Raw genomic sequence first — 23,675 nt, forward strand, 5'->3', positions numbered from 1 at the left:
GAACGCCTCACACGCTGCCGCGCGGACCTCTACCGTGGAAGGCATTACCGCTCGACAGAGGACAGCGCGAAAGGCGGTCAGCGGTGGCCACACGCAAGGAGATCGACGGCTCGGCGGGGATCCCGCAGTTCTACGGCAATGAGCTCCGCTTCAAACGGGAGCAGGCGGGCCTGACCCTGGAGAAGCTGGTGGACGGCAGCTTCTTCGGCATCACGTACCTGAGCGAGATCGAGCACGGGCATCGGCGCATGCCGGTGGAGCTGGCCCGGCATGTGGACCGGGTGCTGGGGACGGACGGGTTCTTCCAACGGCGCTGCGAGGACGTGCGGAAGGCCAAGCAGGGAGCTCACGCTGCGTTCTTCGCGGGAGTCGCGGAGGCGGAGACACGGGCCCGAACGATCAACCAGTGGTCCGGCACCCTCATCCCGGGACTGCTCCAGACCAGGGCCTACGCCCATGCCGTCATCCGCTCCACGCACACGCTGGACACACCGGAGGAAGTCGAAGCCAAGATCGATGTCCGGCTAAAGCGGGCCACGCTCTTCGACAACCCCAAGACGCCCGAGTACTGGGTAGTCCTGCACGAGTCCCTGGTGCGCCACTCCATCGTCCCGTCTGTGGAGATGGCTGGGCAGTTGGACCACATCACCGCCCTGGTGAAGCGCGGCCGCATCGTTGTGCAGATCCTTCCGTGGAACGGCCCGACCCGTCCTCTTACCGAACTGCCGCTTCTGCTGATGGATTTCGACAGCGAGCCGCCGCTGCTCTACACGGAGGGCCCGTACCACGGCCAGACCATCGACGATCCTGCACTCCTGATGCAGTACTGCAAGACATACGATCGGCTGAGGGCCGCCGCATTGCCGCCAGAGGTGTCCCTCGCCCTGATCGAAAAGGCGGCTGAGGAGTACCGGCATGGCCAGCACCGACCTTGACCTCAGCACTGCGACCTGGCTCAAGAGCAGCTACAGCAACGGCAGCGGCGGCGACTGCCTCGAAGTCGCCGCCGGCCTCCCCGGCGTCGTCCCCGTACGCGACTCCAAGCGCCCCGACGGACCCGCGCTCATCGTGCACGCGGCCGCCTGGGCGCCCTTCGTGGAGTCCTTCAAGGCATCCTGAGCGCCCTGGTGGACCGCAGCGGGCCCCCGCCGCTCGCAAGGGGGCCCCGACAGGTCAACTACCGGCCAACGTACGGCGATTTGGCTGCTTCCTCCCTGCCTCACAGCTCCCTCCGGGCGCTTAATGGTGCTCCTGCGGTATGCGGGTGGGACTGATGACCACAAGGGGGAGCCATGGACGACACCGGAACCATCGGCGCACCACAGCCCGAGCCGCCGCCGCCCCCACCTCCCTCACGGCCGCCGATGCCCCCGAGGCCGCCACAGGCACGGCCCGTCCAGCCCGGTTCGGCGGTACCCGGACGCCTCCAGAACCCCGGCAAGAGCAATCAGCCTCCCCGCAAGGGAGACCCCCTGGTCCTCAAGGTCAGCCGCCGAATGCTGTGGGTGGGGTCGGCGGCCATACCGCTGCACAACATCGCCTGGGTCGACGCGTTCCGGCTCAAGCACAACTGGGGCCGGGCCTTCGGCCGCCTCCTGCAATGGCTGGGCATCGCCGTCCTGGTCTATGCCGCGTTCAACTCCGCGAGCAGGGAGGAGGGGGACGTCAGGGAGACCGCGACCGGCAGGCTCTGGCTCGTCTTCATCGCGATCTGCCTGGCCGTCGTCATCAAGGGACTGATCGCGTCGGCGAAGCCGGTGCTGGTGGTCGAGATGAACAGCGGCTCCAAGGTGGTCGTGACCTTGCCGAGCATGGACGAGCTGCGGGAGATCGCCGGACGGATCGTGCACGCGATCGACAACCCGGAAGCCGAGTTCACCACGCTGGTGCAGCAAGTCCGCAACACCAGCACGAACAACTACGGCCCTGTCGTCAACATGAGCAACGGCCGGGGAAACACGGGGTTCAAACTGTGAGTGACGCGTCGAACTACTACGGCCCCGTGGTCAACATGAACGGCGGCCGCGAGAACATCGGCATCAACAACGGCACCGCCGGCGGCGCCGCCCAGAACGTCGAGCTCCGTGCCGCTGTCGCGGATCTCACCCGCGTCCTGCGGGAGCTGCGCCCCCACCTCGCCCCGGACCAGGCCCGGACCGTCGAGGACGCGTTGCCCGAGCTCACTCCTGACCTGAGCACCCTGCGTGAGCGCGGCATCGTCCTGGCGTCCGTCGCGCAGATCGCGGCCACGGTCGGCGAGGTGGGCCGGCCCGCCGCGGAGGCGGTGGGGCGGCTGCTCGGGCTGCTGGGCTAGGGCCTGTCGTACCGGCCATCGGCTGGCCCATCTGAACATCTCATCGCGTAAAAGGGGGCTTTCGTTGCCTCAGGAGAATATTCGAGAATACGCGCTCGCTGTGGGGCGACATCAAGGCATCCTGATCCGGCCTGTCCGACGGTGAGAGGAGCGGCTGTGAGCCGACAACTGCGGTACATCGGAAGCAACTCGGGGAACAACGGATGCCCAACGCTCTACGAGGACGTGGAGACCGGGGATGTCGTGGTGCAGGGCGTTGCGGTCACCGATCCCGACGAAGTGGCCCAACTCCGGAACATCAAGCCCGGCGAAGGGTTCGTCATCGTGCCGCGCGTGCTGCTCGCTGACTTCTCGCCGCGCGACGTGGACCGGGAGCCGGTCATGATCGGCTTCGATGAGTTCGACGGGATGTTCGAGAGCTTCCAGCACACGGCCTTCCGCCTGGAGACCCGTCGCCGGTACCACTCCGACGAGCAGACGGAGACCTATCGTCGTTTCAACGCTGGGCAGTCAGCCGGTTGGGACTTGGAGGACCCGTGGTGCCGTTCGCGACGTGAGCAGGTCGCCATGGGCAAACGGTTCGAGCGGGTCAGAATCATGGACAACCCGCCCACTACGGGGCAGCGGTATCTGCTCGACAACGCTGAGCGAAACTGTGCCGTCGGTGAAGACATCCGGTACCTCTGGCGTGCGGACGCCGACCGTCTGGGCCTTCCTTGCGAGGACGCCTGGCTGTTCGACTCGCGGGTGATCGCGCTGCTGCACTTCGACGTCGACGACGAGCTGACCGGCGTGGAGCTGATCACCGACCCGACGCAGGTGGCTCGCGCCTGCCAGGTTCGGGACGCCGCTTGGCACTTCGCCGCACCGCATCGGGCGTTCAGCGCTGAGGTACCGTCCGGCGTGTGAGCACCGACTTCCAACAGGCGCGGGTGGCCCTCGGTATGCGGCTTCGCGAGCTCCGTACCGAGGGTGGCCTTACGGGTCGGCAACTGGCCGGCCACCTGGGCTGGACACAGTCCAAGGTAAGCAAGCTGGAGACCGGTCGGCAGACGGCCACCCACGACGACCTCAACGCGTGGGCCCTGGGCGTCGGTCAACCCCAGGTCGCACCTGAACTGGGGAGCAGACTGAGGGCGTTCGAGTCGCAGTCGCGTTCCTGGCGTCGGCAACTCGCGGCCGGGCACAGGCCCGTACAGGACAGGCTGACGGTCGAGTACGAGCGTTCGACCGTCATGCGCGCCTGGGAAGGCTCCATGGTCGTCGGCATGCTCCAGACGGCCGACTACGCCCGGCACGTGTTCAGCGCGTACGTTGATCTCCACCAGTCGCCGCGTGACGTCGAAGATGCCGTACGGTCTCGCGTTCGACGGCAAGAGAGCTTGTACCAGCCTGGCAAGCGCTACGAAATCATCATGTGGGAGCCCGCGCTACGGGCCATGGTCTGTCCGCCGGCCGTGCTGGCCGCACAACTCGACCGGCTGAGCGGCGTGATGGGGCTGGACAGTGTTCGCCTGGGCATCGTGCCATGCGGCGCCGCGCTCCCGTTGCCTCCGGCCAACGGGTTTTGGCTGTACGACGAGCGGCTTGCCATCGTGGAGGACTGGCACGCCGAGCTCTGGTTGGATCAGCCGGACAACGTGGCGCTGTATCTGCGTGTGTGGGAGTCGCTGGCCGGCGCAGCCGTCTACGGCTCAGATGCACACAAGGTCATCGCGCGGTGCCGCCGGGCGCTCGGGACCGTTTGAGAATCAACGCGAGCCTCAGCCGCGTCCGCTGGAATATTCGCGAATCTTCTACTCATCAGCGAATCTCGCTCGCCTAGCGTGCTGGTCACCGGTTCCGACCAGTCCGAGGGAGTAGCCCGACGAGCCCGGAGTCGGCCCCCGTCCGGTCGCCGGGAGAAGGCTTCTTCGGCCGGACGTGTTCTGGCGCAGCCTATGAACTCCGTCCCGGCGGCCGGAAAGGGCGTCGCCCGTCGGAGCGGGGCACCACCAGATCGCACTGCCCCGATCAACGATCACAGGGAGAGCACAGGATGACGGCGGAGACGGTCCACCTTCGTTCCCCGAACACCGTGTTGGCGAACGCCATCGACTACGCCCTTGACGTGCTCCGCCCGCGCATCCTCGCCGATAGCACCGAGAGAATCCGGTTCACGGTCGGGACGCAGATCAACGGGCACCCGCACATCGGAACGCACCTGGTGCAGTCCCTCGCGTTCCTGGTCGCCGAGGCGGCCCGGGACGACTACGGCATCGACACCGCCGTTGAGTTCCACGCGCTCGACAACGCCCCTGCGGACACCGTCCGAGACACCGCGAGCGGACACCGGTACCAGCGGACGTACCGGCACCGGCTCGGCCCCCACGCCATTGCGGACCTGGTGACCGAGCACTACACGCCGCTGTTCGACGCCCTCACTCTGCGCACCGGGGTTCCGTACGACCTGACGACCTACACCGTCCAGCAGAACACTCCGGAGTTCCGCGCCGAATTCCTGCGGACGCTGGAACACCTCGACGCCATCCGCTACTGGCTCGACCCCTCGGCAGGCTCGGCGCACATCCGACTGCCGTGCCCCGAATGCGGGTGGGCAGAGAAGTACGCCGAACGTACTCGCCTGCTCGAACTCGACGGCAGCGGAGGCCTGTTCGAGTCCGTGTGCCTCCACCACGGCCGATACGAGTCCGATATCACGCCGCTCGGTGGCGGGTATCTCGACCTGTCGACCCTGTACCGCAACGTCGTCAAGGAACGGTCCTACCGCGCCGACGGCACGTTGCACGTCATGGTGAAGGGCGGCGACTGGGCTTTCGGCTGCCAACTGGTCGACGGAGCACAGAGCGCCATCGGCATGACCGCTACGGCACCGGTGCGGATCTTCACCCCGCAGATCCTCGGCCCCGACGGCGGCAAGCTCTCCAAGAGCCTGTTGCGCGAGGCCGGGGCCGGACCCGCCGATGGCAATCCCTTCGGGTGGATTCTCAATCCCTCGCTGTGGACGGGCACCCCCGAGGACTACGTAAGGACGTTGACCGAGCTCGGTGAGCTGCTGCTCTCCGACCCCCGGAACTTCTTCCGGTCCTACACGACAACTGAGATGGAACGACTCACCATGAGTACCCGTCAGCCCGCGCGAAGCCGGACTCAGGCGCATGGTCGCCCCCGCAACATTCAGATCTATCGGGAGTACTTCGACCTGATCGCCGACGGCTCGAAGACCGTCGAAGTTCGCGTTGCCTACGACTCCATGAAGCGGATCAAGGTCGGTGATCTGCTCAACTTCACATGCCGTGACCTGTCGTGCCTTACCCGCGTGACCCGTGTGGGCACGTACCGGACGTTCAAGGAGATGTTCGGCACCGAGTCCGTGCAGGCGATCAACCCGAACGCCACGGAGGTCGAACAGCTCATGGCGATTCAAGCCATCTTCCCGCCCACAAAGGAAGCCTTGGGCGTGCTCACGTTCGAACTGGAGTTGGTCCATGGGTGAGCCCCGGCGCGTACTGGTCGTCTGCATGGGGAACTACTGCCGGAGCCCCCTCGCCGCACTGCTGATCGGCGCGACGTCGGACGGGACGATCGAGGCGAAGTCCGCCGGGCTCCGGGACTGGCACATCGGCGAGGCCGCCCATCCGCTCATGATCACAACAGCGGCGGACCTCGGCTACGACTTGACGCGGCACCGGGGCGCCGAACTCACCCCCGAGCTGATCGAGTGGGCTGACGACCTGGTGGCCGTGGACGACGAAACCGCGCGCGCGCTCGCCGAGCGGGCCCCCGGCCGGCCGGTTCACGTGCTGGCCGGCGGAGTCGCCGACCCGTACAAGCAGCCACCGCAAGCGTTCATCGACGCTGCACACCAGATCGAGCGGGCCGCACGGGAGTGCTCCACTTCCGGCGCCGCCGACGGCGTCAAGGGGGACTGATCCTCCGGGCGGACTCCGGCGACCGGAGCGGCCCGTGCGGGGTCCGCCCTCCCCACCCCGTACAGCCCAGTCCCACGACCGCCGCGAACAGCGCTCCGAATTCCGGCTGCGCACGCGAAGGGGGCGCACCCGGAACAAACCCGGGCGCGCCCCTCAGCACACGTCACTCACACGCGACCGACCGCCGCCGTCAGCGGTCGAACTTCTCGCGAACGTCGTCCGCCGCACCCTTGGCCTTGTCGCGACCCTGCTCGGACGCGTCGGAGGCCCGCTCGGACGCGTCCTGCGAGCGGTCCTGGCCGTCGCCCTTGCCGTCCTTCATCTTCTTCTGCGCCTGGTCGGCGAGGTCCTGCGCCTTGTCCTTGAACTGGTCGGCGATGCCCATGCTGTTCACTCCTCGGTGGGGTGCGTGGGGGTGGCCCCGTAAGGGCCTCGACCAGACTTACACGACCGGGCATTCATCGCATTTCGATCATTCACGCTGCGTGCGCGCCGCCCGTTCGTGCTGGTCAGCGGCGCCGCCCGCACCGACGAGCCCCGTGCCGACACCCTCCAGCCGCGAGCCGAACCTCTGCATCTCGCGCTGGCCGACGACGCCGATCAGCGTCGGCAGGTAGCCGCGTACGGACTGCATGCCGCGCAGCCACCACTGTGCGTACACATGGGCGGAGCGGCGCTCGATGCCGGCCACTATCCGGTCGACGGCCGGGCCGAGCGGGTAGGTCCGGTTCGAGGGCCAGGGCAGGCGCTGCCGCAGCTCGCGCATGACGTCGTCCTCGTCGGCGCCGCGCACCATGTCCGTATCGGTCCAGGAGAGGTAGCCGACGCCGACCTTCACCCCCCGGTAGCCGACCTCCGCGCGCAGGCTGTGCGCGAACGCCTCGACGCCCGACTTGGACGCGCAGTACGCGGTCATCATCGGCGCCGGGGTGATCGCGGCCAGCGAGGCGATCTGGAGGAAGTAGCCGCGGCTCTCCATCAGGATCGGCAGGAACGCGCGGCCGGTGACCGCGCCGCCGATCAGGTTGACCTCGATGACCCGTCGCCAGGCCACCGGGTCGGAGTCGAGGAACGGGCCGCCCGAGGCGACGCCCGCGTTGGCGACGACGACGTCGATCTTGCCGAACCGGGCCTTGACCTCCTGCGCGACCCGGGCCATCGCCTCGTGGTCGGTGACGTCCGCGTACCAGTGGTCGCTGTCGCCGTGCAGCCGCTCGGAGACCTTCTTCAGCTCGTCCGGCTCCAGGCCGACCAGCGCGAGGGTCGCGCCGCGCGCCGAGAGCTTGCGGGCCAGCAGCTCGCCCACGCCGCGCGCCGCGCCCGTGACGACGACGACCTGTCCTTGGAGACTGTGCCTGCCGCTCACGCGACCTCCTCTTCGTTGCCCTCGGCCTCGGCCGTTCCGCGCACCGGGAGGCACGCGGTCACCAATTCTCTTATTTTCGCCGTGACCGCTTCCGGCGCCTCCACCGGTGTCATGTGTCCCAGCCCCGCCAGCTCGGTGAGCCCGAGGCAGTCGGGGAGCGCCGCCGCGACGGCGCGGGCGTGGACGGGGGGCGTCAGCCGGTCCTCCGTACCCGCGATCACCGCGGTGGGCACCCGCAGCTCCCGTACGGCCTCGTCGAGATCGAGGTCCGCGAGGACGTGGCCCCAGGCGACCCGGGGGCCGCGGGGGCAGGCGTGCACGATCCGGGCGCAGGTGTCGACCCGGTCCGGAGCCGAACCAGCGCCCATCGTCGCGTACTTGAGGATGCGGCGGGAGAGCGGAGTGACCGGCCCGAGCGGCGCCCGCGCGCCGAGGACCGCACGGGTCAGCCGGGTGCGGACCGCGCCGGCCCGCAGGGGCACGACCCGTGATTCGGAGATCAGCCGCGAGCTGCCGGTGCTGCACAGCAGTACGGCGGCCGCGTGTTCGCGCAGCCCGGCCCGGCGCGAGGCGGCCATCATCGTCATGCCGCCCATGGAGTGCCCCACGAGCACGGCTTTCTCGCCCGGTTCCAGCGTGGCGGCCAGCACCGCTTCGAGGTCGTCGGCCAGCGCGTCGGTGGTGTATCCGCCGGGGCCGGCCGCGGGCGAGGTGCCGTGGCCGCGCTGGTCGTAGGCGATGACCCGGTGGTCCACGGCCAGGTCCCGGATCTGGGCGTCCCAGAAACCGGTGTTGCAGGTCCAGCCGTGGGACAGGACCACCGCGGGGGCGCCGTCCTGTCCGTGCACCTCGACGTGGAGGCGGGAGCCGTCGGCGGAGACGGCCATGAGTTCGCGCACGGGCAGCGGCCGGGGGTTCCGACCGCTCAGGGGGTGGCTCATCCGGCGACCTCCTCGGCGACGGCCTGCTTCGCGTCCCGCTGTGCGGGCACCCGTACGACCTGGTACTCCGAGATGTAGACCGTCCGCGTCGCCTTGCGGAACTCGGCGGTGGTGCCGGGCCAGACGGTGGTGTTGCGCCCGTTGGCGTCCAGGTACCAGCTGGTGCAGCCGCCGGTGTTCCAGACGGTGCGCTTCATCCGTTCCTGGACGCGGCGGTTCCAGGACCCGACGGCGGAGGGACGCGCGTCCAGTGCGACGCGGCCGCCCAGTGCGTCCAGTTGGCGCAGGTAGTCGGCCAGGTAGTTCAGCTGGGCCTCGATCATCAGGATCATCGAGGAGTTGCCCAGGCCCGTGTTGGGGCCGATGATCGTCATCCAGTTGGGGAAGCCGGCCACGCTCGTGCCTCGCAGCGCCTGCATGCCGCCCTTCCACGACTCGGCGAGCGTCTCGCCTCCCGCGCCCACCACCCGTTCGGCGATCGGTATGTCGGTGACGTGGAAGCCGGTGCCGAAGACGATGGCGTCGACCTCGGCCTCCGTACCGTCGGAGGCGACGACGGTCGAGCCGCGCACCTCGCTCAGACCGGAGGCGACGACGTCCACATTGGGCTGGGCGAGCGCGGGGTAGTAGGCGCTGGAGAGCAGGATGCGCTTGCAGCCGATGCGGTACGAGGGGGTCAGCTTGGCGCGCAGCACCGGGTCCTTGATGGAGCGCGCCATGTTGGACTTGGCTATCTGCTCGACCAGGCCCAGCTGGTCCGGGTGCTTGGTGAAGGCGCTGACCTGCAACTCCCGTATGCCCCAGAGCAGTCCGCGGCGGGCGGTGCCGGTGAAGGGCAGGGTGCGGTGCAGCCAGCGCTCGGCGCCGCTGATCTGCCGGTCCATCCGGGGCATGACCCACGGCGGGGTGCGCTGGAACAGCGTGAGCTTCGCGGCCTTCGGCTGGATCGACGGCACGATCTGGATCGCGGAGGCGCCGGTGCCGATCACCGCGACGCGCTTGCCGGCCAGGTCCGCGTCGTGGTCCCAGCGGGCGGAGTGGAAGACCTTGCCGGGGAAGTCCGCGAGCCCGGGGATGTCGGGCGTCTTCGGGTCGGAGAGCGGGCCGGTCGCGGAGACGACGACATCGGCGAGGACCGTCGTGCCGTTCGCGCTCTCGATGACCCAGTGCAGCTCGTCCCCGTCCCAGCGCGTCTTCGTCACCTCATGGTTCAGCCTGAGGTGCGGACGGAGTCCGAAGACGTCCGCGACATGCTCCAGATAGGCGCGGATGTGCTCCTGTCCGGAGAAGGTGCGCGGCCACTCGGGGTTGGGGGCGAACGAGAACGAGTAGAGGTGGGACGGTACGTCGCAGGCGCAGCCCGGATAGCTGTTGTCGCGCCAGGTGCCACCGACCGAACCCGCGCGTTCCAGGATCACGAAATCGGTGATGCCTTCGCGGCGGAGCCGGGCCGCGGCCCCGAGGCCCCCGAATCCGGATCCGATCACCGCCACTCGTACATGTTCGTGCTGGGCCATGCTGCCGCCTCCCCGCGGTACGTCCCACGACTGCGCCAGCAATTACTGGCACAGTTGGGAGACTAGAGCAGCCCCGTACTGATGGGTAGGGGTGCGACGAGGGAAAGTTACCGGCGGTACAACATGCGGGGTCCCCAGCAGGGCAGGCCGGTAGGGTGCGGGGGTGGCTGACGGACGCGAGCACCGCGAATACCGCATGGCGGAACTGGCCAAGGAGGCCGGCATCCCCGTCCGGACCCTGCGCTTCTACCGGGAACGCGGCCTGATCTCACCGCCGCGCCGCGAGGGCCGCATCGCCTGGTACGACGACCACCACCTGGCCCGGCTGCGCACCATCACGGGCCTGCTGGAGCGCGGCCACACCCTCAACGGCATCGCCGACCTCGCCCGCACCTTCGAGAGCGGCCGCGATGTCGCCGAGGTGCTGGGCCTGGGCGAACCGACCGAGGAGACCCCGGTCCGGCTCACGCCCGAGCAGCTCGCGGACTACTTCGAGGGCGAGTCCACCCCGGAGAACCTGGCGGCCGCCATGGAACTGGGCTATCTCGGCACGGACGGCGACGAGATCGTGCACATCAGCCGCCGCCTCCTGGAGGTGTCGGCCGAACTGGTGCGGGAGGGGGTCCCGCTCGCCACGGTCCTCGCCTCCGGCCGCCGGGTCCGCGAACACGCGGACGCCCTCGCCGACCTCTTCGTCGCGACCCTGCGCGACCACAGCACGCGGGAGGAACCTCCCCAGCTGCGGCCGCTGGCACGCGCGGTGGTGGACGCGGAACTCTCCATGGCCCTGGACCGGCGGCTGCGCCGCGACGCGGAGGCGGCGCAGCCGCCGGCCCCGTAGACCCCGCCCCTACTGCTCGTACACCACCGTCACCGGCGCGTGGTCGCTCCAGCGCTCGGCGTGCGTGGCGGCCCGCTCGACCCACGCCTTCGCGGCGCGGGCGGCCAGCGCCGGGGTGGCCACCTGGTAGTCGATGCGCCAGCCCGTGTCGTTGTCGAAGGCGCGCCCACGGTAGGACCACCACGAGTACGGCCCCTCGACGTCCGGGTGCAGGGCCCGTACGACGTCTACGTACGCGGCCTCCTCGAAGACGCGGGTCAGCCACTCCCGCTCCTCGGGGAGGAAGCCGGAGTTCTTCTTGTTGCCCTTCCAGTTCTTGAGGTCGGCCTCCTGGTGGGCGATGTTCCAGTCACCGCACACCACCACCTCGCGGCCCTCGGCGGCGGACCGCGCCCTCAGCCCGGTCAGATAGGGCAGGAAGGCCGCCATGAAGCGCTCCTTCTCCTCCTGCTTCTCCGTGCCGACCTCGCCGGAGGGCAGATACAGGCTCGCGACCGTGACGCCCGGCAGGTCGATCTCGACGTACCGGCCGCTCGCGTCGAACTCCTCGCTCCCGGCGTCGCCGAAGGCGCCGAAGCCGGTCTGCACCCGCTCGGGCGCCCGGCGGGAGTAGAGCGAGACCCCGGCCCGCCCCTTGGCGGCAGCGGGCGCGTGGACGGTGTGCCAGCCCTCGGGCTCACGCACGTCCTCGGGCAGCTGCTCCGGCTCGGCCCGCACTTCCTGGAGGCAGATCACATCGGCGTCGGTCTGCGCCAGCCACTCGACGAAGCCCTTCTTGGCGGCGGCGCGGAGACCGTTTACATTCACGGAGGTCACAGTGAGCATCCCGGCACGATACCGACATCCGGGTGCCGCATACATGTACCATGATTCGCATGAATATCCACACCCGCGCCTTCGATCACCCCGACGCCGTCAAACTCAACGATCGCGTGCAGCTCGAATACGCCGAGCGCTACGGGGACGAGGGCGATGTCACACCGCTGGACGCCACGATGTTCGAGCCGCCGCACGGCCTGTACCTGATCGCCTACGACACCTCGGACAGCCCGGTCGCCACCGGCGGCTGGCGCTCGCAGGAGCGCAACGCCGAGGGGTACTCGGACGGGGACGCCGAGCTGAAGCGGATGTACGTGATACCCGAGGGCCGCGGCAACGGCCTGGCCCGCCGCATCCTGGCCGCCCTGGAGGCCGACGCCCGCGCGGCCGGCCGCCAGCGCATGATCCTGGAGACCGGCGACAAGCAGCCCGAGGCGATCGCCCTGTACGCCTCCAGCGGCTACGAGCCCTGCGCGAAGTTCGGCCACTACCGGAACCACGAGAACAGCCAGTGCTACGCCAAGCCGCTGCGGTAGGACGTCACGCCCGGCACCCCCGGCTCCGGGTGCTTACCGGACCCGCCCGACGCCCACGTAGAACCCGCTGCGCTCCACGACCGGCGCCGGCCCCTCCCGGTACCACTCGGTCGCCGGGACGAGCCCGGGTTCGACGAGTTCCAGCCCGTCGAAGAACCGCTCCACCTCGGCGCGCGTACGCATCCGCAGCGCGATGGCGCCCTTCCGGTACGCCGTCTCGGTCTCCTGCCTGAGCTCCGGATGCTGATCGGCGGTGCCGTGCGAGAGCACCAGGAAGCTGCCCGGAGCCAGCGCGTCGACCAGGGTGCGGGTGATGCCGTACGGGTCCTGACCGTCCGGCAGGAAGTGCATCAGCGCGATGAGCGACAGGGCGATGGGCCGGTCGAAGTCCAGCAGCTCGCGCGCCCGTTCGAGGATCGCCTCCGGCTCCCGCACATCGGCGTGCAGGTAGTCCGTGGCCCCTTCGGGGCTGCTGACGAGCAGCGCCTCCGCGTGCCGCAGCACGATCGGGTCGTTGTCCGCGTACACGATCCGGGCCGTGGGCGTGATCGCCTGGACGATCTGATGGAGATTGGGCTCCGTGGGAATCCCGGTGCCGATGTCGAGAAACTGATCGACCCCATCGCGCGCCAGCCAGGCCGACGCCCGGTGCATGAACGCCCTGTTGCGCGCCGCGTTGCCCCGCGCCGCCTCGGGCAGCTTCTCCGCCACCTGCTGATCGACCGGATAGTTGTCCTTGCCGCCCAACAGCCAGTCGTAGACGCGCGCGGGATGAGGCTTGCTGGTGTCGATCGGGGGGTTGGGTATGCCTGCGGTCACAGGACGCTCCTCTGCGCGCACAACTTCGCTGCCGGGTAAACGCTTTCAGCGTAGGCGACAGGTGCGGCAGCGCCCCGGACGGGAGGCTCCCCGGCGGATGCCGCCCGGATGGACGGCGTTCCGGGCCCGCCCCCGTCATCGGCCGGTTCCACGAAGCATCGCTTGCGGCTCCAGTCACGACCCCGACGACATTCAGGCCCGCCTGTTGTCGACTCCTCCGGTGAACTCGAGGACGGCCGCCGCGAGTGCTTCGGGCGCTTCCTGCGCGATGAGGTGGCCGACGCCTTCAAGGCGCACCGCGGTGAACTCGCCGGCGGACACCTGGCGGAAGGTCGTCTCGGTGATTCCGTGGCCGGCGCCCTCAACGGTGAGTACCGGCACGGTGATCGGGTGCGACTCGGCGAGAGCCCTGGTGGCGTCCCCGTTGGAGAAGACGCCGCGGTAAAGCCCCTCCGTACCCCGCCAGGCGTTCGGGCGTGCGTAGGTTCGGACGAACTCGTCGACATCGCTTTGCTCCATGGAACCCTCCGTCCCGTTCATCAGCGGGTAGGCCCAGTCGGCGAGGAGCTCGCGCTCATGGCCCGGAAGGAGCATTCCGGGGATGCCCGGAGCGCCGAGGAATCCGACATACTCGCCGGCTTCCGCACCCTGGCGGACCGAGCCACCACCGAGCTCGCCGGGCGCGGGTACGAGGACGTACGGACGGTGCACGACTTCGCCCTCCACTCGATCCTGTCCGGCGCCGACAGCGTCTCCGAGCTCGCCCGCAGGATGTCGGTGACGAGACAGGCCGCCGCGAAGACGATCGCCGTACTGGAGGAACGCGATTACGTAGCACGCCAACCCGACCCGGCCGACCGTCGACGGACGCGACTTCGCGTCACAGAACGCGGACTCGCACTGCTGGGACAGGGCGAAGCGATCTTCGACGAGCTGCGTGAGCAGTGGGAGGAACAGGTGGGTACGGAGGCGCTCTCCGTACTCGAGGAGGCGCTCCGGTCGCTCGTGGGCGACCATGCGATCCGGCTGGACTCCCCGGGCTGGCTCGCCCGTTCCGTGCGAGGGCTGCGCTCACCCTTCAAACTTCACCTTGTCTAATCGGCATTGGGGCCGACGGCACCCGCCCGCCGCAGTTTGTTCAGCGGGGAGACCACATGTGCGCGGCTTCCTTTGGCAAACCCGATACGCCACGTCACCCCCGCACGTACCATGTGCCAACCGAGGGCTCAAGAAGCGCAGTTGCCTCCAGCCGGATTCAAGGGAAGCCACACCTGGGTTCTCGCTCACCTCCCTGCGTGCCAACGGAACCACCGGCCGTCATATCGGTTTCGCATGGCTACGGCCCCAAGAGTGCGCAAGGTGAAGATATAAGCATCAGAACGGGAGAGGGAATGCCGGATCGAGGCCGCGAACGCCAACCCGATGAAGCTTCACAGGATCAAAGTCTTGTGCGGGCGGTAGAGAGCGCCTTCGCTGCCCTCAATTCCTTGGGGCGGCGCATCACGGATAAAATAAGGAAAGGGCATGTAATACTGCTCTTGGTGGTGATGGTCTCTGCGGGAAGCGGTGCGGCAGCCAATCATGTTTTCGAGGCATCGAAGCCCACGACGATCATCTCGGCAGTAGAGCTGGGTACCCTTAAAATGGAAAAGGATTCCCTGACTTTTGGAATCATCTCTGGCGTCACCATCGATGACGTTCCACCCAAACAGGGAAACAACAACGCCGGAAAGAAAGAGTCGGATGGCACCGCGCAGCCCAGTGAGATTTATCGGGTGACGGTGATTTTCCCTAAACCGAACCCCTGCGCCGTCGAATGCAAAATGGGGATCAAGAACTTGCTCGGGGACGATGGCCTGGACTCCTGCAACCCAACATGCAGTGCGGAATTCAAAAATGTTGACCAGGTCAACAAGCTAATCGATGTCAACAAACTAATCGACAGCAAGGGCGAGGGCGAGGCGAAAGCCGGAAAGACGCGGACGTCCAACATTCAAACCGAACTTCGAGGTTACAAAAATTCGGGACGGAAAGTCACCATTTTGTTCGACGGGCGCCGCAATAACGGGGATTCCGAGTATCCCAATATTTTGAGTGTCGTGCCTTCGGGTGATTGAGCGTTTTCAAAGTGGCCACCGATCGGGCGACGGCGGGAAGGCCACAACGCACGAGGCACCCGTGCCGTTGAGGGAGATGTTCGACGTCTCAACTCAGCTGCGCGGGTGCCTCGTTGGTCTTCTGTCCTGCCGCGCTCGACCAGCGCGTGAGACCGGTCGAGGGTAGCTTTTCGCCTTGCTCTATCGAGAGAACGCAGAGCCTCGCGCATTGCCGCCTCCTCACCGTCAGCCGGTCGGTGACCACAGATGGCGAGCACGCCGACCAGAGGACCGGTTGGCGTCAATCGCCAAGGCCACCCTCACGCCGGATCGGCAACGCTGAAGAAGCTCAATAATCTCGGGCCATGGAGGGTTCGTAGGTAACGACCGCCCGGTTGCCTCGGCGCAAGTGGCGCGCGGCAACGGCACGGACCTCGTCGGCCGAGACGTCGAGGACGTTACCCAACGAGCTGAGGGCGAGTTGGGCGTCACCGAAAAGTACGGCGTAGCGGCAGAATTCGTCGGCTCGGCCGGCAACAGTTCCCAGTCGGTCCAGCCACTCACGTTCCAGCGTCGCCTGGGCACGTTCCAGCTCGTCGGGCGTCGGGCCTTCAATGGCGAAGCGGTCCATTTCCTCATCGATCACATTTTCAATGGCGCCGAGTTTCTCGGTGGTGCTGTCGATGGACTTGACGTCCAGCCAGCCGAGTGAAGGCGCTCCGGCGAGCCGCATCAGACCGAATCCGGCCGAGGCCGCCAAACCCTCTTGGCGCACCAGGCGATTATAGAGACGGCTGGATTCTCCACCACCGAGGATCGTGAGGGCCAAGTCAGCAGCATCACATTCGCGGCTTCCGTCACGAGGCAGCCGAAACGCCGCCATGAACGCGCTTTGCGACACGTCCGCGACAACGTGCTCGCGCCGCTCACCCATCATGATCTCTTCCGTGATGCCGCTGGTGGGCAGGGCTGGCAGAGCATAGTTGGCAGGAATGGACCCAAAATACTTGTCGACCCAGGCCAGGGTCTGCTCCGGATCGATGTCGCCGACAACTGCCATCACGGTATTGTTCGGCGTGTAGTAGGTACGGAAGAACTCTTGCGCCTCTTTCAGCGTGATTCCGTCCCGATCGGAATTCGAGCCGATGGGGGTGTGATGGTAGGCGCTGCCTTCCGGGTACACCATAGCGACGAGTTGTTCGAATGCGTTACCGTATTGGACGGCGTCATACCTTTGACGCCGCTCATTCTTGACGATGTCGCCGCAGTTTTGCATATCGTAATTACTCATCGCGGTGAGCAATGAACCCATACGATCGGCCTCCAGCCAGAGCACGAGCTCCAGATGGTGAGCAGGTACGGTCTGGAAATAGTTGGCACGCTCGAAGCTGGTGGAGCCATTGAGCGTCCCACCACTGCGCTGCACCAGATTGAAGTGGTCATTACCTTCGACCTGAGCGGATCCCTGGAACATCAGCATGCAGAAGAGGTGTGCGAGGCCACTGCGTCCAGGAGGATCATGACGGGAGCCGGCGTCATACCAGACATTCACAGCGGCGACGGGGACATTGTGGTCTTCGGAGAGCATAACCCTCAGGCCATTGGCCAGTCGGTGCTCTGAAAGGTCGAAACCCGCGACAGTGGATGCGGATCGAACAGCGGCGCGCCTCAGCAGGGTCGCGGCAGCTCGCTGACGGGCTGACTGGGCTTCGTCCTGCGCGGCAGCGGCTTCAACCAGCCGTCTCTCCGCGACCCGGAGACGTTCGGCCTCCGGGCCGGTTCGGTTACGAGGTCCCGCCGACTGCAGTCCTTCCACTTGGCGGGCCCACGTGCGCACTTCCGCCCACAGGGCGGCTTCCCGCGCCTCGGTGTCGGCGACCCTTCTCTGTAACCGGGCGATTTCCGCGTCGGGGTCGGTGATCGACTCCGGCGGCGCGGCGTTGCGGGCGAACACGAAGTTCCGGGCAGCGTCGATGCTGCGCTGCTGTGGGATCGGCCGCCCGTCGCGAGCAAGGTTGTCGTGCAACCAGGTGAACAACGAGTGCAGCTTCAGCTCGACGGGCTGGCCCGGAATCCCGGACTCGACCAAGTCGGCCAAGTACTTGGTGAAGTAGGTCTGCGGCTCCGGCAGTTGAGGATCGGTCTCGAACCATGCCGTGGTATCGGCACTGCTGGCGGTCATGGTGTAGGCCCCGGCCCTGGCAGCGGCCTGCGACAGCATGTGCTCGTCCGGCCCGGCGAGTGTGTGGTCAGGGTCGCCCGTGACGATGCCGGAGAAGCAACAGTCGAGGATGACCACCTTCGTGGTGGCGCGGCTCCGGCGAAGTACGCGGCGGATGGCGGCAAAGGGCAGGCTGGTGGCCGCCCGGCGGTGCGGCTCTGTCCGAGAATCCACAAGCCCCAGACACAACTGGTCCTCGTCATCCATCTGCCCATGCCCGACGTAATAGAACAGTGCCACGTCGGTGGCATCCTCGAAGAGCTCAAACATCTGGTCGGCGAGATCACCGGGGCCGCGCTCGTTGGACAGCAGGGTCACCTGCTCCTCGGGCCATCCGCACCACGGACCGGTGAGCAGACCATACATGCGATCCAGACTGTGTCGTGCGGCATCGACCGAGGGGAGGTGGGAGTAGTCCCACGTGCCCATCAACACAGCTCGCGAACGCGAGAAATCGTGTCCTAATGGCTGGTCAGTCATCGAGGAATCGCTCCAGTATCGGCATGATCTCCTCGACATTCTTGGCGTCGACGGTCAGCTTCTTGCCCCGGACCTCGACGGTCACGGCCACGTCGCTCCGCTTGGCACGAAGGTACTGTGGCAACACCCTGATCGCGGCGACGAGTCCGGCACTTCCGGCCACCACGCTCAGCGTGTCGAAGGCTCCTTGCTCGCCTGAGCCCGGGGCACCGGCCTCCTGGTGAACCTCTACTCCCGGAATGAGCGTCAACCACTTTCGTAGCGAGCTCAACTCGTTCTGAGGGTGCACAGCCAACTTGACCCCGTGCGTTGTCTCTTCGCCCACGTTGCCCCCGTGTGTGACGTGACGTCTCCTCGTGGTCCAGAGTAACGGGGTCGTGCACGGTGGGCTGGATCTCTGCCCTACTGCGTCTCATCAGCTCGGCGAACACACGAACATGCTCGGCGGTCCGGACGAGCATCGGACATCGAGCCGGCAGCTTCTTCCAAGTGGCGCGCTGGGTGATCAGCCGACGCAGTGAAGTGGCAGACGATCCTCATCGCGTTCACGGTGACCATCGGAAACCTGGACATCCTGGAATCCTGACTCTACGAGCCCACCGGCGACCCACTCTCCGACGCCGGCTTCGAGTCCGTCCCAGCTGCCCCAGGCCGCAACCAGACCAGCATCCCCACACCGGTCGGCGTGAGACGACATCCGTCAGTGAACCTCTGATCGGGCACCGTCACAGCCCCACAGCACCCTCACCGGCCCCCAGCGACGCGGGAGCGGTCGAATACCTCGGCAGCGGCCAGGCACCTGCTGAGTAGGTCTGCCGGACCCGATGCGCCACCAGCCACCGCCCCGAACAGGCGGGAAGGAAGCGATTGAAGATCGCTTTCCCAGTTGACCGGAGATCGCTTCCCGCTGATGGGGCGGCCACTCGATATCGAGTGGAGTTGGGACGGTTACGCAAGGCAGAGTGGGACGGTGAGTGAACTGTGGGCACACACCCTGGCGTGGGCAGATGTGGATCCGGCTCGACATCCGTTCGAGATGGACGACGATGCGGCGGAAGAGTTGGCGAGCCTTGTCGCGTCCTTGCTGCCCAGCGCTGAAGTCACTCGCGAGGATCGCTGGCATTCGCTGGATCCCGTCACCGAGTTCCTGGCGGGCCGGTACGGCCGATGGGCCTGCGGATGGAACTGGTCGGTCGGTGAGGGTGACGTCGACGGAGGCGTCGTCGAGGTCTGGTGTTGTTCATCCGACTCCGTGACGACCCCAGATGCCACTGCCCCGCTGGTTGTTGAGGCCCTTCGGGAATGGCGTGACTGGCTGGAGGACCTGGCGGAGCGGTTCGCGGCCCTGACTCCGCAGGGGAACACCCCGGCGACTTCGACGGACCACTGGTACTGGGAGCGAGCATGCACCCGCCTGGTCACCGCGGTGGCCGACCGCACCCAGGCCGAGAGCGGCTGGTACGGGCACTGCATGCAGGTCCTCCAATGGTTCCTCGCCTACAACGGCATCGACGAGGAACAGGCTCAGGAGATCGTCACGAACGCGGTCGGCGGCCGGTTCGGCAGTTGGATCGCACCCGACGTTCCGGTGGTCGACGCGGTGAGCTCGCGGTTCGCCAGAGGCGTGGGCGCAATCAGATGACCTCCGGGCCCGGCCAACCGAAGGACGGCCTTGCTGACTGGCTGCGCATCCGGGCGAAGATCTCCTGGCCATCCTGGCGCGGCGCACGCCCGATCTCTGGAGCACCAGCCGGCCACGGCTTCCGAAGCTTCTTCATGGCAACGCGAGGCGGACGTGACAGCGAGGGAACCGCACGTGTCCTGACCGCTCTCGACTTGGCCTTCGCCGACGCTGAGCAGGGCCCGCCGCTGACCTTCGCCCTCATGACGAAGTGGCAGCGGACCGTGCTGGGCCACGACCTCGTCGGTTTCCGCACGATGCCGGCCTTCGCGAAGGGCGGACGGGAGCGGTACGGCCTTGCACCCGATACGCGGGCGCGATTCGGGCGCTGTCTGTCCGAGAGCGCTCAACCGGATCTGCCCCTCCCCTCACGCGCTGCCCGGACCTACCTCGACATCCTCTTCTTCCATCCGTTCGAGGACGGCAACGCTCGTGCGGCGATGTTGGCGTTGGCCTTCGTCCTGGCACGGGAAGGCGTCTCCCTCGATCAGGTTCACCCGCTTCAGACCACTCGCTGGGCCGACGACGCCGAAGGTGCGGCCGATCTGGCGGTGCTGCTCGGAATCCTGATCACCGTTGCGGAGCGGCATCTGTCCCACGGGAGACAGCCATGAACGAACGCGATGTCCTGCTCAACGAGTTCGCGCGGGGGCTGCGCCCGATGTCAGAGGGCATCGAATGGTTCGACGGCCTCGGCCGGGAAGAGCAGTCCGAGGTGCCGCTGTTCCTGCGCCACCACTGCGTCCAGGCGCGCGCGGTCACCGAGGACGCACCAGCAGCGCTGGTCCAGGCCGTGGAACCGGTTGGTTCTGCTCGGCGCCCACCAAGCCGGCCCGACGTACGCGCCCAGACCTCCCGACGAGCCCAGAAACGACGAAATCCCGTCCGATCGAAGTGATCGGACGGGATTTCGTGAACCGTCCACGAGGTAAATCGTGGACGGCCCGTGCGTGGACCTGTGGGGATTTGAACCCCAGACCCCCTCGATGCGAACGAGGTGCGCTACCAGACTGCGCCACAGGCCCTTGCAACGAGTGAAACTTTAGCACCCTCACCGGGGTGCTCGGAAATCCGTTCCGCGCTGGTCAGCCGAGTCGGTGTCGTGGCGCGGGCGGAGGCCTCACTCGTTGGCCGCGCGGGGGCGGTCGTCCTCGTCGTACTGGTCGAAGAGGGGGGTCCGGCCCCGGTCGCGGGAGCGGCGGGACTGGTTGGTGCGCTGGCGTGGCGCCGGGTCCACGGGGGGCGCCGCGGCCGGCTGGGTGGGCTCCGCGGTGCTGGAGCGGGCCGCGCTCCAGGTCTCCGGGTTGCCGACCTCGACGCCGCCCGTGGCGCGCGGGGCGACCGGGGCGGTGACGTAGGTCGGCAGCGGGACCGGGACCGGCTCCCAGCTGTCGCCCTGGACCCGGCCGCGTTCGCGCTGCTGGTCCACCCACTCCGCGTGGTCCGTCTGCTCGACCAGGGCGCGGCGGCCGGCCTCCTGCGGGGAGACCGTGGGGGTGGGCTCGGGGACGGGGTGGCGCGCTTCGGGGTCCTCGTCGGACTCCGCGGGGGCCGTCGCGGCGGGCTGGTGCCTGCGCGGGCGGTTCTCGCGGAGCCGCTGTGCCGCCACCTCGGCCCGTCGCCGGTCCATGGTGAAGGCGAACCTGCGCCGCTCCTGGGCGCGCAGATGCACGATGTACGTGCTCAGCAGCACCGCCGGAACCGCGGGGGCCCAGAGGAAGCCGAGGCCGCCGACCGCTGCGACGACCGCGCCGAGCGTGAAGGCGAGGAAGAGGACGACGGTGGTACGCCGACGGCGTGCGAGGACCTGCGTGCGCTGCGCGCGCCGGGCTCGTTCGGCGTCGATCCCGCCGGGGCGCGAACGCGGGCGCCGGGCGGGCGCGGATGCGGGCACGGGGTCGGAGGGGGATGCCGGCCGTTCCCGGGCCGGGCGCTCCTTCGGTGTGCGCTCCGGCGTACGAGCCGGGTCGTACACCCGGGCCTCGGTGTGCGCCGGAGGCGCGGAGAAGTTCCGGACGTCGACGGAATCCATTCGATCCGTGCTCACGTCCGGCTCGGCGTCGGGCGCCGCCTCATCGTCGGTGCGCTCTTGCAGGCCCTTGGCATACCGGCGCTCCATCGCCGCCCGTCCGGACAGCAGCCGGATGGCGGTGCTGAAGCGTTCCGTCGGACGGGCTTCGTTGAGCTCGTCCTGCCTGCGGAGCCACATCGGCACCAAGTAGGCGGCCCAGGCCCCGACGATGACTGCGTAGATGAGGCCACTGCTGCTCACATCTCACACCGTAGAGGGGTTTGCCTGGAGGCATCCGCCAATTGGCGCGGTGTGTCGCACGATCCAGCTGATATCACGGACTTTTTTTGTGATTGTTCGGATCAACAGTCGGTGTTTGTGTGTTCGTTAGCAGTCAAACAGCGATCAATTTCGAACATACATTTCATTTAGTGTGATGTTCAGGATGCTCCGGCCGGGCCCGCTGCCACCTCCGGAGGAGACCGTCGGGCACCTCCTCGGCGGTGAGCGCGTAGATCAGATGGTCCCGCCAGGCCCCGTCGATGTGCAGATAGCGGGGCCGGATCCCTTCCTCGCGGAATCCGAGTTTCGCCGCCACCCGCCGGCTGGGCGCGTTCTCCGGGCGAATGCACACCTCGATCCGGTGCAGCCCGACCGCGCGGAAACAATGGTCGACGGCGAGGGCGACCGCGGTGGGCATCACCCCGCGGCCCGCCACCTCCTGGTCGACCCAGTAGCCGACATGGCCCGAGCACATCGAGCCCCAGGTGATCCCGGCGACGGTCAGCTGGCCGACCAGCCGGCCCCGGTACTCGATGGCGAAGGGCAGCATCCGGCCCGCGTTGGCCTCGGCCCGCAGATGGCGGATCATCTGCCGGTACGTGGGGCGCTGGGACACCGGACCACCGGGGGCGGGCGGCGGCACGGTCGCCTCCCAGGGGCGCAGCCAGTCCCGGTTGCGCCGGTTGACCTCGCGCCACATGGCCTGGTCGCGCAGCTTTATCGGCCGGAGGGTGACATCGCCGTCCACCAGGGTCACCGGCCAGGTCGGGACGTTCAGCTCGGGCTCCCGGGTCGGGGGTGATCGCCGCCGCGGAGCTGGTCGACGGCGTGCACCAGGAGTCGGGTCAGGACCGCCAGCCCGTCGCGCACCCCGCCGGTGGAACCGGGCAGATTGACGACGAGGGTGCGGCCGGCCACGCCTGCCAGACCGCGCGAGAGCGCGGCCGTGGGGACCTTGTCCCGGCCCTCGGCGCGGATCGCCTCGGGGATACCGGGAATCTCCCGCTCCAGGACACGCCCGGTCGCCTCGGGGGTGCGGTCGGTGGGCGAGACGCCCGTACCGCCGGTGGTCACGATGACGTCGTACGCGGCGGCCACGCCGGCCCGCAGCGCCTGCTCGACCGGGTCGCCGTCGGGGACGACCCGCGGTCCGTCGACCCAGAAGCCGAGCCCGGTCAGCGCCTCGGCGATCAGCGGGCCGCCCTTGTCGGCGTAGACCCCGGCGGCGGCGCGGTTGGACGCGGTCACCACGAGGGCGCGGTACCCGGACGGTGATGATGTCCCCGGCGTCGTCATGCGTCCGCTCCGCCGGGCGCGGTGCGCCGGTAGTCTCCGGACTTGCCGCCCGACTTCGCCTCGACCCGGATGTCGGTGATGACCGCGGCCTTGTCGACCGCCTTGATCATGTCGACGACGGTGAGCGCGGCGACCGACACCGCGGTCAGGGCCTCCATCTCCACGCCCGTGCGGTCCGTGGTCCTGACCGTGGCGAGGATCTCCACCGCGTCGTCGGCCACGCTCAGGTCGACCTTGACGCCGGAGACGGCGAGCGGGTGACAGAGGGGGATCAGGTCGGGGGTGCGCTTGGCCCCCATGATCCCGGCGATGCGCGCGGTGGCGAGGGCGTCGCCCTTGGGGACTCCTTCACCCCGGAGCAGTTCGATGACACGCGGCGAGACGAGGACCCGGCCGCTGGCACGGGCGACGCGCGCGGTGACGTCCTTCTCGGAGACGTCGACCATGCGGGCGGCGCCCGCCTCGTCGATATGCGTCAGCCTGTTCTGCGTACTCAACTAACTCCGCCTAGCGGTAGGGCGCC

General features: G+C 68.0%; 28 protein-coding genes, 1 tRNA gene and 1 pseudogene. 15 read left to right on the forward strand and 15 right to left on the reverse strand.

Annotation, left to right across the window (positions count from 1 at the left end; all coding sequences use genetic code 11):
* Nucleotides 1–83: 83 nt before the first annotated feature.
* From ACZ6S6_RS14415 to ACZ6S6_RS14450, 8 genes are all read left to right on the forward strand, one after another.
* The gene (locus ACZ6S6_RS14415) at nucleotides 84–935 is read left to right on the forward strand and encodes a helix-turn-helix domain-containing protein (RefSeq protein ID WP_362955201.1); all 852 of its coding nucleotides are present in this window, start codon (nucleotides 84–86) and stop codon (nucleotides 933–935) included.
* Entirely contained in the window at nucleotides 916–1,119 is a 204-nt protein-coding gene (locus ACZ6S6_RS14420) for a DUF397 domain-containing protein (protein WP_469705830.1), read from the forward strand. The genes ACZ6S6_RS14415 and ACZ6S6_RS14420 overlap by 20 nt, the downstream gene beginning before the upstream one ends.
* 173 nt (nucleotides 1,120–1,292) lie before the next feature.
* On the forward strand, nucleotides 1,293–1,976 hold the full coding sequence (locus ACZ6S6_RS14425) for a DUF6232 family protein (protein WP_469705831.1): 684 nt from the start codon (nucleotides 1,293–1,295) through the stop codon (nucleotides 1,974–1,976).
* Nucleotides 1,973–2,314 carry a hypothetical protein gene (locus ACZ6S6_RS14430; RefSeq protein WP_362955210.1) on the forward strand — a complete coding sequence of 114 codons (342 nt, stop codon included), beginning with the start codon at nucleotides 1,973–1,975 and terminating at the stop codon, nucleotides 2,312–2,314. Before ACZ6S6_RS14425 ends, ACZ6S6_RS14430 begins: the two co-directional genes overlap by 4 nt.
* Before the next feature lie 156 nt (nucleotides 2,315–2,470).
* Nucleotides 2,471–3,223 (forward strand): DUF6879 family protein, encoded by a 753-nt coding sequence (locus ACZ6S6_RS14435; protein ID WP_362955213.1) that lies wholly within the window; start codon nucleotides 2,471–2,473, stop codon nucleotides 3,221–3,223.
* Nucleotides 3,220–4,062, forward strand: coding sequence for a helix-turn-helix domain-containing protein (locus ACZ6S6_RS14440; protein WP_469705832.1), 843 nt, complete (start codon nucleotides 3,220–3,222; stop codon nucleotides 4,060–4,062). Before ACZ6S6_RS14435 ends, ACZ6S6_RS14440 begins: the two co-directional genes overlap by 4 nt.
* A 290-nt stretch (nucleotides 4,063–4,352) precedes the next feature.
* Nucleotides 4,353–5,810 (forward strand): ASCH domain-containing protein, encoded by a 1,458-nt coding sequence (locus tag ACZ6S6_RS14445; protein WP_469705833.1) that lies wholly within the window; start codon nucleotides 4,353–4,355, stop codon nucleotides 5,808–5,810.
* A complete protein-coding gene (locus tag ACZ6S6_RS14450; RefSeq protein ID WP_469705834.1) occupies nucleotides 5,803–6,246 on the forward strand; it encodes an arsenate-mycothiol transferase ArsC in 444 nt (147 codons plus the stop codon). The genes ACZ6S6_RS14445 and ACZ6S6_RS14450 overlap by 8 nt, the downstream gene beginning before the upstream one ends.
* Before the next feature lie 190 nt (nucleotides 6,247–6,436).
* Here ACZ6S6_RS14450 and ACZ6S6_RS14455 read toward each other — a convergent pair whose 3' ends face one another.
* From ACZ6S6_RS14455 to ACZ6S6_RS14470, 4 genes are all read right to left on the reverse strand, one after another.
* Nucleotides 6,437–6,631, reverse strand: coding sequence for a hypothetical protein (locus ACZ6S6_RS14455; RefSeq protein ID WP_362955224.1), 195 nt, complete (start codon nucleotides 6,629–6,631; stop codon nucleotides 6,437–6,439).
* Nucleotides 6,632–6,718: 87 nt separating this feature from the next.
* Nucleotides 6,719–7,612: an SDR family oxidoreductase gene (locus tag ACZ6S6_RS14460; RefSeq protein WP_469705835.1), complete on the reverse strand. Its 894-nt coding sequence runs from the start codon at nucleotides 7,610–7,612 to the stop codon at nucleotides 6,719–6,721.
* A complete protein-coding gene (locus ACZ6S6_RS14465; protein WP_469705836.1) occupies nucleotides 7,609–8,553 on the reverse strand; it encodes an alpha/beta fold hydrolase in 945 nt (314 codons plus the stop codon). The genes ACZ6S6_RS14460 and ACZ6S6_RS14465 overlap by 4 nt, the downstream gene beginning before the upstream one ends.
* Complete coding sequence (locus ACZ6S6_RS14470) at nucleotides 8,550–10,070, reverse strand: flavin-containing monooxygenase (protein ID WP_469705837.1); 1,521 nt, start codon at nucleotides 10,068–10,070, stop codon at nucleotides 8,550–8,552. Before ACZ6S6_RS14470 ends, ACZ6S6_RS14465 begins: the two co-directional genes overlap by 4 nt.
* A gap of 196 nt (nucleotides 10,071–10,266) precedes the next feature.
* On the opposite strand from ACZ6S6_RS14470, the gene ACZ6S6_RS14475 reads away from it, so the two are divergent.
* A complete protein-coding gene (locus ACZ6S6_RS14475; RefSeq protein ID WP_469705941.1) occupies nucleotides 10,267–10,911 on the forward strand; it encodes a MerR family transcriptional regulator in 645 nt (214 codons plus the stop codon).
* 9 nt (nucleotides 10,912–10,920) lie between these two features.
* Here ACZ6S6_RS14475 and ACZ6S6_RS14480 read toward each other — a convergent pair whose 3' ends face one another.
* Nucleotides 10,921–11,736 carry an exodeoxyribonuclease III gene (locus tag ACZ6S6_RS14480; RefSeq protein ID WP_469705838.1) on the reverse strand — a complete coding sequence of 272 codons (816 nt, stop codon included), beginning with the start codon at nucleotides 11,734–11,736 and terminating at the stop codon, nucleotides 10,921–10,923.
* A gap of 50 nt (nucleotides 11,737–11,786) precedes the next feature.
* On the opposite strand from ACZ6S6_RS14480, the gene ACZ6S6_RS14485 reads away from it, so the two are divergent.
* Nucleotides 11,787–12,266 (forward strand): GNAT family N-acetyltransferase, encoded by a 480-nt coding sequence (locus ACZ6S6_RS14485; RefSeq protein WP_469705839.1) that lies wholly within the window; start codon nucleotides 11,787–11,789, stop codon nucleotides 12,264–12,266.
* A gap of 33 nt (nucleotides 12,267–12,299) precedes the next feature.
* Here ACZ6S6_RS14485 and ACZ6S6_RS14490 read toward each other — a convergent pair whose 3' ends face one another.
* Both ACZ6S6_RS14490 and ACZ6S6_RS14495 read right to left on the reverse strand, forming a co-directional pair.
* A complete protein-coding gene (locus tag ACZ6S6_RS14490) occupies nucleotides 12,300–13,085 on the reverse strand; it encodes an SAM-dependent methyltransferase (RefSeq protein WP_362965074.1) in 786 nt (261 codons plus the stop codon).
* Between the two features lie 192 nt (nucleotides 13,086–13,277).
* Nucleotides 13,278–13,604, reverse strand: a complete 327-nt coding sequence (locus ACZ6S6_RS14495; RefSeq protein ID WP_362965076.1) for an alpha/beta fold hydrolase — start codon at nucleotides 13,602–13,604, stop codon at nucleotides 13,278–13,280.
* 57 nt (nucleotides 13,605–13,661) lie between these two features.
* Here ACZ6S6_RS14495 and ACZ6S6_RS14500 point away from each other — a divergent pair, with 57 nt between their 5' ends.
* Both ACZ6S6_RS14500 and ACZ6S6_RS14505 read left to right on the forward strand, forming a co-directional pair.
* A complete protein-coding gene (locus tag ACZ6S6_RS14500; RefSeq protein ID WP_362965078.1) occupies nucleotides 13,662–14,183 on the forward strand; it encodes a MarR family winged helix-turn-helix transcriptional regulator in 522 nt (173 codons plus the stop codon).
* Between the two features lie 293 nt (nucleotides 14,184–14,476).
* Complete coding sequence (locus ACZ6S6_RS14505) at nucleotides 14,477–15,202, forward strand: hypothetical protein (RefSeq protein WP_469705840.1); 726 nt, start codon at nucleotides 14,477–14,479, stop codon at nucleotides 15,200–15,202.
* Nucleotides 15,203–15,530: 328 nt separating this feature from the next.
* Here ACZ6S6_RS14505 and ACZ6S6_RS14510 read toward each other — a convergent pair whose 3' ends face one another.
* The 3 genes and pseudogenes from ACZ6S6_RS14510 to ACZ6S6_RS14520 all read right to left on the reverse strand — a co-directional run bounded on the left by ACZ6S6_RS14510 (nucleotide 15,531) and on the right by ACZ6S6_RS14520 (nucleotide 18,207).
* A complete protein-coding gene (locus tag ACZ6S6_RS14510) occupies nucleotides 15,531–16,856 on the reverse strand; it encodes a M16 family metallopeptidase (protein ID WP_469705942.1) in 1,326 nt (441 codons plus the stop codon).
* 300 nt (nucleotides 16,857–17,156) lie between these two features.
* Nucleotides 17,157–17,921: pseudogene (locus ACZ6S6_RS14515) on the reverse strand (caspase family protein); the annotation flags it as partial.
* Nucleotides 17,875–18,207: an effector-associated constant component EACC1 gene (locus ACZ6S6_RS14520; RefSeq protein WP_362965082.1), complete on the reverse strand. Its 333-nt coding sequence runs from the start codon at nucleotides 18,205–18,207 to the stop codon at nucleotides 17,875–17,877. The pseudogene ACZ6S6_RS14515 and the gene ACZ6S6_RS14520, both read right to left, overlap by 47 nt.
* Nucleotides 18,208–18,852: 645 nt before the next feature.
* On the opposite strand from ACZ6S6_RS14520, the gene ACZ6S6_RS14525 reads away from it, so the two are divergent.
* The 3 genes from ACZ6S6_RS14525 (at nucleotide 18,853) to ACZ6S6_RS14535 (ending at nucleotide 20,461) form a co-directional block, all read left to right on the forward strand.
* Nucleotides 18,853–19,524 carry a hypothetical protein gene (locus ACZ6S6_RS14525; RefSeq protein WP_362965084.1) on the forward strand — a complete coding sequence of 224 codons (672 nt, stop codon included), beginning with the start codon at nucleotides 18,853–18,855 and terminating at the stop codon, nucleotides 19,522–19,524.
* A 194-nt stretch (nucleotides 19,525–19,718) separates the two neighbouring features.
* Nucleotides 19,719–20,177, forward strand: coding sequence for a Fic family protein (locus tag ACZ6S6_RS14530; RefSeq protein ID WP_469705841.1), 459 nt, complete (start codon nucleotides 19,719–19,721; stop codon nucleotides 20,175–20,177).
* A complete protein-coding gene (locus tag ACZ6S6_RS14535; protein ID WP_469705842.1) occupies nucleotides 20,174–20,461 on the forward strand; it encodes a DUF5958 family protein in 288 nt (95 codons plus the stop codon). The genes ACZ6S6_RS14530 and ACZ6S6_RS14535 overlap by 4 nt, the downstream gene beginning before the upstream one ends.
* A gap of 53 nt (nucleotides 20,462–20,514) precedes the next feature.
* Here the strand turns inward: ACZ6S6_RS14535 and ACZ6S6_RS14540 are convergent.
* The 5 genes from ACZ6S6_RS14540 to moaC all read right to left on the reverse strand — a co-directional run bounded on the left by ACZ6S6_RS14540 (nucleotide 20,515) and on the right by moaC (nucleotide 23,649).
* A tRNA-Ala gene (locus tag ACZ6S6_RS14540) sits at nucleotides 20,515–20,588 on the reverse strand.
* Between the two features lie 95 nt (nucleotides 20,589–20,683).
* Nucleotides 20,684–21,835 carry a divisome protein SepX/GlpR gene (gene sepX / locus ACZ6S6_RS14545; protein ID WP_469705843.1) on the reverse strand — a complete coding sequence of 384 codons (1,152 nt, stop codon included), beginning with the start codon at nucleotides 21,833–21,835 and terminating at the stop codon, nucleotides 20,684–20,686.
* Between the two features lie 163 nt (nucleotides 21,836–21,998).
* Nucleotides 21,999–22,613, reverse strand: coding sequence for a GNAT family N-acetyltransferase (locus ACZ6S6_RS14550; RefSeq protein WP_362965092.1), 615 nt, complete (start codon nucleotides 22,611–22,613; stop codon nucleotides 21,999–22,001).
* A 17-nt stretch (nucleotides 22,614–22,630) separates the two neighbouring features.
* Nucleotides 22,631–23,152: a MogA/MoaB family molybdenum cofactor biosynthesis protein gene (locus tag ACZ6S6_RS14555; protein WP_362965094.1), complete on the reverse strand. Its 522-nt coding sequence runs from the start codon at nucleotides 23,150–23,152 to the stop codon at nucleotides 22,631–22,633.
* A complete protein-coding gene (moaC, locus tag ACZ6S6_RS14560) occupies nucleotides 23,149–23,649 on the reverse strand; it encodes a cyclic pyranopterin monophosphate synthase MoaC (protein WP_362965097.1) in 501 nt (166 codons plus the stop codon). Before moaC ends, ACZ6S6_RS14555 begins: the two co-directional genes overlap by 4 nt.
* Nucleotides 23,650–23,675 lie beyond the last annotated feature (26 nt).

The organism is Streptomyces sp. NPDC048671, from assembly GCF_055587045.1.

Bases quoted from the DNA above. Each gene is read 5' to 3' on its own strand.
- ACZ6S6_RS14470 (WP_469705837.1), bottom strand. From the start codon at position 10,070: ATGGCCCAGCACGAACATGTACGAGTGGCGGTGATCGGATCCGGATTC.
- ACZ6S6_RS14500 (WP_362965078.1), top strand. From the start codon at position 13,662: ATGGCCCGGAAGGAGCATTCCGGGGATGCCCGGAGCGCCGAGGAATCC.
- ACZ6S6_RS14555 (WP_362965094.1), bottom strand. From the start codon at position 23,152: ATGACGACGCCGGGGACATCATCACCGTCCGGGTACCGCGCCCTCGTG.
- ACZ6S6_RS14505 (WP_469705840.1), top strand. From the start codon at position 14,477: ATGCCGGATCGAGGCCGCGAACGCCAACCCGATGAAGCTTCACAGGAT.
- ACZ6S6_RS14475 (WP_469705941.1), top strand. From the start codon at position 10,267: ATGGCGGAACTGGCCAAGGAGGCCGGCATCCCCGTCCGGACCCTGCGC.
- ACZ6S6_RS14480 (WP_469705838.1), bottom strand. From the start codon at position 11,736: ATGCTCACTGTGACCTCCGTGAATGTAAACGGTCTCCGCGCCGCCGCC.
- ACZ6S6_RS14535 (WP_469705842.1), top strand. From the start codon at position 20,174: ATGAACGAACGCGATGTCCTGCTCAACGAGTTCGCGCGGGGGCTGCGC.
- ACZ6S6_RS14450 (WP_469705834.1), top strand. From the start codon at position 5,803: ATGGGTGAGCCCCGGCGCGTACTGGTCGTCTGCATGGGGAACTACTGC.
- ACZ6S6_RS14465 (WP_469705836.1), bottom strand. From the start codon at position 8,553: ATGAGCCACCCCCTGAGCGGTCGGAACCCCCGGCCGCTGCCCGTGCGC.
- ACZ6S6_RS14420 (WP_469705830.1), top strand. From the start codon at position 916: ATGGCCAGCACCGACCTTGACCTCAGCACTGCGACCTGGCTCAAGAGC.
- ACZ6S6_RS14485 (WP_469705839.1), top strand. From the start codon at position 11,787: ATGAATATCCACACCCGCGCCTTCGATCACCCCGACGCCGTCAAACTC.
- ACZ6S6_RS14425 (WP_469705831.1), top strand. From the start codon at position 1,293: ATGGACGACACCGGAACCATCGGCGCACCACAGCCCGAGCCGCCGCCG.
- ACZ6S6_RS14445 (WP_469705833.1), top strand. From the start codon at position 4,353: ATGACGGCGGAGACGGTCCACCTTCGTTCCCCGAACACCGTGTTGGCG.
- ACZ6S6_RS14455 (WP_362955224.1), bottom strand. From the start codon at position 6,631: ATGGGCATCGCCGACCAGTTCAAGGACAAGGCGCAGGACCTCGCCGAC.
- ACZ6S6_RS14495 (WP_362965076.1), bottom strand. From the start codon at position 13,604: ATGGAGCAAAGCGATGTCGACGAGTTCGTCCGAACCTACGCACGCCCG.